General features: G+C 43.5%; 7 protein-coding genes. 6 read left to right on the plus strand and 1 reads right to left on the minus strand.

All coding sequences use genetic code 11. The features are described from left to right. Window positions 1-59: 59 nt before the first annotated feature. From JWQ85_RS18350 to JWQ85_RS18365, 4 genes are read left to right on the plus strand one after another with little or no spacing between them, the layout of a single operon-like run. Complete coding sequence (locus tag JWQ85_RS18350) at window positions 60-986, plus strand: ChbG/HpnK family deacetylase (protein WP_299470513.1); 927 nt, start codon at window positions 60-62, stop codon at window positions 984-986. Window position 987: 1 nt separating this feature from the next. Beyond that, window positions 988-1,374, plus strand: coding sequence for a hypothetical protein (locus JWQ85_RS18355; RefSeq protein WP_299470515.1), 387 nt, complete (start codon window positions 988-990; stop codon window positions 1,372-1,374). A 6-nt stretch (window positions 1,375-1,380) separates the two neighbouring features. Continuing rightward, window positions 1,381-2,913, plus strand: a complete 1,533-nt coding sequence (locus JWQ85_RS18360) for a GMC family oxidoreductase (protein ID WP_299470517.1) — start codon at window positions 1,381-1,383, stop codon at window positions 2,911-2,913. A 12-nt stretch (window positions 2,914-2,925) separates the two neighbouring features. After that, entirely contained in the window at window positions 2,926-3,354 is a 429-nt protein-coding gene (locus JWQ85_RS18365; protein ID WP_299470519.1) for a hypothetical protein, read from the plus strand. Here JWQ85_RS18365 and JWQ85_RS18370 read toward each other — a convergent pair. Further along, window positions 3,351-4,544, minus strand: a complete 1,194-nt coding sequence (locus tag JWQ85_RS18370; RefSeq protein ID WP_299470521.1) for an MFS transporter — start codon at window positions 4,542-4,544, stop codon at window positions 3,351-3,353. The genes JWQ85_RS18365 and JWQ85_RS18370 overlap by 4 nt on opposite strands. A 151-nt stretch (window positions 4,545-4,695) precedes the next feature. On the opposite strand from JWQ85_RS18370, the gene JWQ85_RS18375 reads away from it, so the two are divergent. Both JWQ85_RS18375 and JWQ85_RS18380 read left to right on the plus strand, forming a co-directional pair. Continuing rightward, window positions 4,696-5,373, plus strand: coding sequence for a response regulator transcription factor (locus JWQ85_RS18375; RefSeq protein WP_299470523.1), 678 nt, complete (start codon window positions 4,696-4,698; stop codon window positions 5,371-5,373). Beyond that, window positions 5,373-6,081: HAMP domain-containing protein (locus JWQ85_RS18380; RefSeq protein ID WP_299470525.1), on the plus strand; the 709-nt coding region annotated here is incomplete at its 3' end. The genes JWQ85_RS18375 and JWQ85_RS18380, both read left to right, overlap by 1 nt.

Here is a 6,081-nt window from a genome sequence, read left to right on the forward strand (position 1 = left end):
GGATGTTCCTTTACTTCCTGTATCGTAAAAAGGCATTCTTAAAAGTGTAATCTATCCGCATGAAAAATATAAAATACCTGCTAAGCATAATATTAAGCGTTGTTTTGCTGCAAACGGCTACAGCGCAAATGTCGATACAAATTTTGCCTAAGTTGATGCTGAGACTTGATGACATCGGCATGAACCACTCCGTAAATATGGCCATGAAAAAAATGGCTGATACCAAAATGCCGTTCTCGGCTTCGGTGCAGTTTGCCTGCCCCTGGTACCAGGAAGCGGTGGAGATACTAAAGAAGAACCCGCAAGTAAGCGTAGGTGTGCATTTAACCCTTACATCCGAATGGAAGAACTATCGCTGGGGGCCGGTAACAGGTCGCGAAGCAGTACCAAGTTTGGTTGATGGCGTGGGATACTTTCATCAAAGCACACGTGCCTTTGCCAAAAGTGGTTATAAGATAGAGGAGGTAGAGAAAGAGTTAACAGCACAAATAGAACGGGCTTTGGCATCCGGCTTAAAAATATCTTATATAGACCCGCACATGGGCATTGCCTTATCAACCCCGGCGCTTCGTGCCTTAACGGAAAAACTTGCCCGTAAATACAAACTGGCTATATCAACCTTAAGCGAACAAGTTTACTTTGGCGAAACCTATAAAGAAATGTGGGGCGAGCCTGTAGTAACCAAAAAATCAGCATTTTTAGCTTATGTAACCAACAAGCTAAGCAAAAACAGGCCAAACCTGGTAGTGATACACGTTGCCCTGCAAGATCCCGAAATGAACGCCCTGTTTGATATGAACAGTAGTATGATGAATACCAAAGCAGGCAAACCATTAACCGCGCTACACCGCCAAACCGAACTGAATATGTTGCTATCGCCGGAGTTTAAGGCTCTGGTAGGCCTCAAGTTTGAGCTAACCAATTATACCGAACTGATTAAAGAGCGTGGCCTGGATGCTATGAAATTAGAAACCATAAAAAACTGATATGGAAAGAAGGTCGTTCGTAAAACTGTCTGCATTTACGGCATTAGCGCTTACACTGCCCTTTGCCGAAAGCTGCAGTACCAATTCAAAAGAAATGGCGGTTGCACAGCCGCTGTTGTTTTCGCATTTGGTTGATGCAAAAGCCATCCGCGAAGCTGGCTTGGTCTATCGGAAAACACATACGGTAGAAGACAATCAGCAAAAGCTTTCGCAACTGCTGTTGAGTGAAAAGGAAACTGCATCGCTTAGTAAAGACGAGATCGAATCTATGCTGGATAAACAGGTTACCAACGATTTTAAAGCCGGCAATACGGTGATGGTAAAAGGTTGGGTAATGTCCCTTACCGAAGCCAGGCAATGCGCGCTATTTTCTATCCTTAAATCATAATCGCTTATGCATATCGACGCCAGAAATATTGATAACAACAGCCTGATTGAAGGGGATATTTGTATTGTAGGATCGGGTGCGGCAGGTATAAGCATGGCTTTAGAATTGTTAAACACACCTTATAAAGTGATACTGCTGGAGGGCGGGGGCTTTGAGTACGATTCACAAATGCAGGACCTTTATAAAGGCAAAACCACCGGCCAACGGTATTTCCCGCTTGAATCGGCAAGGTTGCATTATTTTGGTGGCACAACAGGGCACTGGGCAGGCTTTTGCTCTACCTTCGACCCTATAGATTTTAAAGAACGTGATTGGGTACCGCATAGTGGCTGGCCCATAAAACGCGAAGACCTTGACCCATACTATGCCCGCGCACAAAAAAACCTGGACCTTGGCCCGTACGAGTATAGCGCCAAGTACTGGCAGGATAAAGATCCCGAACTAAAAGGTCTGCCGCTTGATGAGAACGTGGTTTTCAATAAAATGTGGCAGTTTAGTACGCCAACCCGCTTTGGAACAAAATACCGCGATATTATTGTGAACGCGCCAAATATCCACCTGTACACTTACGCCAACGTAACGGATATTACCGCTAACCAAAATGTATCGGCTATAAAAGAAGTTACGGTGAAAAACTTTGCGGGCAAACAGCATACTGTTAGGGCAAAACAATTTATAATTGCTTGCTGCTCTATCCAAAATGCCCGTTTGCTGCTGGCATCAAATAAACAAGCACCAAAAGGCCTGGGTAACCAAAACGATAATGTAGGCCGGTATTTTATGGAGCACCTGGAGATAAAATCGGCCGAAATGTGGCTTACCAAGCCCCAGGCGCTAAAACTTTACCAGTGGGATTGGGGCGTAAAGCACCGCGCCGAGCTGGCCATTAGCGAAGACATGCAGCGTAAATACCGCATACTAAATGGTACCGCGTCATTAATGCCTTTAGAGGTGGCCAAAAACCAAACACCGATGATTGACCTTTGGAGCGCCGATACCGCCAAAACCAATGCGTTTATGAAGGAAGGCGAAAGAAAAGGTAAAACACAAAAGGAGTTAAAAAGTTATAAAGCCTTTGAACTGTTTACCCGGGTAGAGCAGGCGCCCAATCCAAACAGTCGCGTTACTTTAGATGCCCAAAAAGACGCGCTTGGCGTACAAAGGGCTAATCTTCACTGGGAGCTAACCCCGCTCGAAAAGCATAGCCTGCGTAAGATCTATCAGATAATTGGCGAGCAAATTGGTATAAGTGTCGCCGGTAGGGTGCGTTTAATGGAATATCTGCAGGACGAGAACGATAATACCTGGCCCGCGTTTACCGGCGGTGGCTGGCATCACATGGGCACCACCCGTATGGCCGATGATCCTAAAAAAGGTGTAGTTGATGCCAATTGCAAAGTGCACGGAATAGCTAACCTTTATATGGCCGGTGCATCCTGCTATGCAACAGCCGCCGCGCCAAACCCAACGCTAACATTGGTAGCGCTTACCATCAGGTTAGCCGACCACATTAAGCAAAAGGTTAAGACTGCTGTATAATTGACCATATTTATGCAATTTGATCCGGAAAACCATATCAATAAATTATGCGCAGAAGGTATGCTTTTGGAAGGCGAAGGTAAACCACAGGAGGCGTTGGTGCTATTTGAACAAGCATGGCACAACGCCACAAACGATTTAGAAAAGCTTACCGCAGCGCATTATGTTGCCCGCCAGCAAAAAACTATCGCAGATAAACTAACATGGGATGAAACTGCTTTAAACTTAGCCCTGGAAATTAATACCGACGATATTAAAACGATATATCCATCCCTGTATTTAAATGTTGCCAAATGTTACGAAGACCTGCAAGATTTTGCAAAAGCAAAGGATAACTACCTGCTGGCACTTAAATTTACCACCTTTTTACCCAATGATGGTTATGGTGATATGATAAGGGCTGGCATAAACAACGGGATAAACCGGGTTAAAACAATTTAAACCGATACTTTATTGCGCGTAGCGTAGCGCTGACTAACCATAACTATGCTTATGGCAATAACACCCCAAAGCAGCATTTGCCAGGTACTTAGATCCCAGCCGCCAAGTTTCCACGATAACAGGCCGAAATAAGTCCCGATAGAACCGCCTATAAAATAGGTAGTCATATATACGGTATTTAAGCGGCTGTGCGAATGTTCGTCAAGGCTGTATATGCGGGCAAAGTTGGTTATTTGCGTGGCCTGTACGCCAATATCCAAGAAGAATATACTGATGATAAGCGCCGCTATGGAAAGTGGCAAAAGTTTTATCAGGATGATACTGCCAATGATCATCCCTACGGATACCAGCAGCGACCGATAGCTATTCCCCTTATCTGCCAGCTTGCCAAACCATGGTGCAACCAAAGCACCGCCAATGGCTATCAGCCCAAATAAACCAATAACACTTGCTGAATAATTTAATGGCGCCGCGCTCAAATGGAAAGTAAGGGTTGTCCAAAAAGAGCAAAATACACCAAAAGTAAACGCGCCCAATAAAGCTGATTGCCTTAAAACCCTGTGCTCTTTAACCAGCGCCAGGGTAGATTTTAACAGGTTTATGTAATTCCCCTTAAATTTAGGGTGCACATTTGGTAAATAAAGTTTCAGCAAAATAGCTATAATGAACACCATACCTGCAGATATGCCATAAACATAGCGCCATCCCAACGAACCTGCTATCAATCCGCTTAAAACACGTGCGCCTAAAATTCCAACCAATATCCCTGCAAATACCTTACCCACGGTTTTACCTCTGTTTACGTTATCAAGGGTGGCAGCCATCGGCAGAATAATTTGAGCCGGGGTGCTAAACAGGCCTATAAATAAACTTAGCGCATAAACTTCATATAAGTTGGTGGCAAAGGTTAATGCGGTTAATGTGATTATCAATAAACCGCATAATAACAAAATTAAATTTTTGCGGTGTACCTTATCACCCAGTGGGATCAGAAAAAACATGCCTAAGCCATAACCTAATTGTGAAAACATGGCAACCTTACCAATTTCGGCATCCGTAGCATGTATAGATTGGCTAATGTCTTTCAGAATAGGCTGATTATAATATATATTTGCCACCGTTACGCCGGCGGCAACGGCCATTAAAGGGATTATAGCGGGGTGTAATTTTGTGTTATTTGTAGCCGACATAATATTTTGATTTCGCTGCAAACGTAAACAAATGAGTTTTGCTATCAAATGTAAACAGGCTTTATATACGCTACAATGTATATTTGTGAAAGTATATTGACAAACAAGGCAAATTGCTGCCAAATATTTTCATATTTGAAAAACGCTTAAAATGATCAGGATCTGTGTTATAGAAGATGAAGAAAAGGTTTCATCATTTATAAAAAAAGGCCTTAACGAACACGATTACGAAGTGGATATTGCCAATAATGGCGAAACTGCTTTAGAAATGGTGGATAGTCAGGATTATAATCTGGTAATACTGGATGTAATGCTGCCGGATATGAGCGGGATCGAGATCTGCCGCCAGTTGCGTAAACATCAGCCGCAGTTACCCGTGTTAATGCTTAGCGCTTTGGGTACTATTGACGATAAAGTGAACGGCCTGCACTCGGGCGCGGACGATTACTTGGTTAAACCCTTCCATTTTAACGAACTGCTTGCCCGGATAGAGGCACTGCTTCGGCGTAAAAAACTGGCCGATGGCGATAGTCATATACTAACTTTTGGCGGCTTAAAGCTAAACACCTGGGACAAGACCGCCGAACGAGAGGGTAAGCAAATAAACCTTACCGCTAAAGAATATAGCTTGCTGGAGCTTTTTATTAAAAACCCGGGCAAGCTGCTATCGCGCGAGTTTATTATGGAAAGGGTATGGGGCATAAACTTTGATACCGGCACTAATATGGTTGATGTGTATGTGAACTACCTGCGCAACAAAATTCAAAAGGATTTTGATAAAAAGCTGATCCATACGGTTATTGGGATGGGGTATATTTTAAAAGACTAATGAAAATAAAAACCCGGTTATCGTTATACTTTACACTCATTAGCTCGGGGGCGTTGCTGCTGGTACTGGTGGCGGTTTACGTGGCTGTGTTTTCATTTTTTACTGCCGATTTTTATAACCGCCTTACCGATCGTACCAACCTTGCATCGCAGCTTTATTTAAAGGCCGATGAACTGGCCGCCGACAGTATATTACAGTTGCAGCAAAAGTATTTAGATAAATTGCCGGAAGAGGTAATACGAATATACGACCGTAATAACCTTTCGGCCTTTAAAATGAATCATAATATTTACTGGACAAAAGCTATTATAGAACAGGTACGCAAGGAAGGATATTTAGAGTACGAAGAAGGCAACCGTAAAGTAGTTGGTAAATCTTATAAAGATAACCAGGGCGAATTTGTGATACTGGCCTCGGCTGTAGATGAAAACTCGCAACGACGTATGCTGATGCTGAGTAAGATCACCGTTGTGCTGTTTTTAATATTTGGTACCGGGCTTTTTTTTGCGGGGCGGATGTTTGCCCAAAAGGCATTATCACCGGTTGATAAGATCATATCGCAGATAAGAAGCATCCGGTCCAGCAATCTGCATTTGCGGGTAAGCCAGGTAAAAAGCAAAGATGAAATAGCAGAACTGATAGATAATTTTAACCGCCTGCTGGCCCACCTGCAAAACGCCTTCGAACTACAGCAAACCTTTGTGGCCA

This window comes from Mucilaginibacter sp. (assembly GCF_028288105.1).
Taxonomy (GTDB): domain Bacteria; phylum Bacteroidota; class Bacteroidia; order Sphingobacteriales; family Sphingobacteriaceae; genus Mucilaginibacter.

What these genes read in the sequence shown, in the direction of transcription:
- JWQ85_RS18360 (WP_299470517.1), top strand. Translation starts at nt 1,381, where the DNA reads ATGCATATCGACGCCAGAAATATTGATAACAACAGCCTGATTGAAGGG.
- JWQ85_RS18355 (WP_299470515.1), top strand. Translation starts at nt 988, where the DNA reads ATGGAAAGAAGGTCGTTCGTAAAACTGTCTGCATTTACGGCATTAGCG.
- JWQ85_RS18370 (WP_299470521.1), bottom strand. Translation starts at nt 4,544, where the DNA reads ATGTCGGCTACAAATAACACAAAATTACACCCCGCTATAATCCCTTTA.
- JWQ85_RS18365 (WP_299470519.1), top strand. Translation starts at nt 2,926, where the DNA reads ATGCAATTTGATCCGGAAAACCATATCAATAAATTATGCGCAGAAGGT.
- JWQ85_RS18350 (WP_299470513.1), top strand. Translation starts at nt 60, where the DNA reads ATGAAAAATATAAAATACCTGCTAAGCATAATATTAAGCGTTGTTTTG.
- JWQ85_RS18375 (WP_299470523.1), top strand. Translation starts at nt 4,696, where the DNA reads ATGATCAGGATCTGTGTTATAGAAGATGAAGAAAAGGTTTCATCATTT.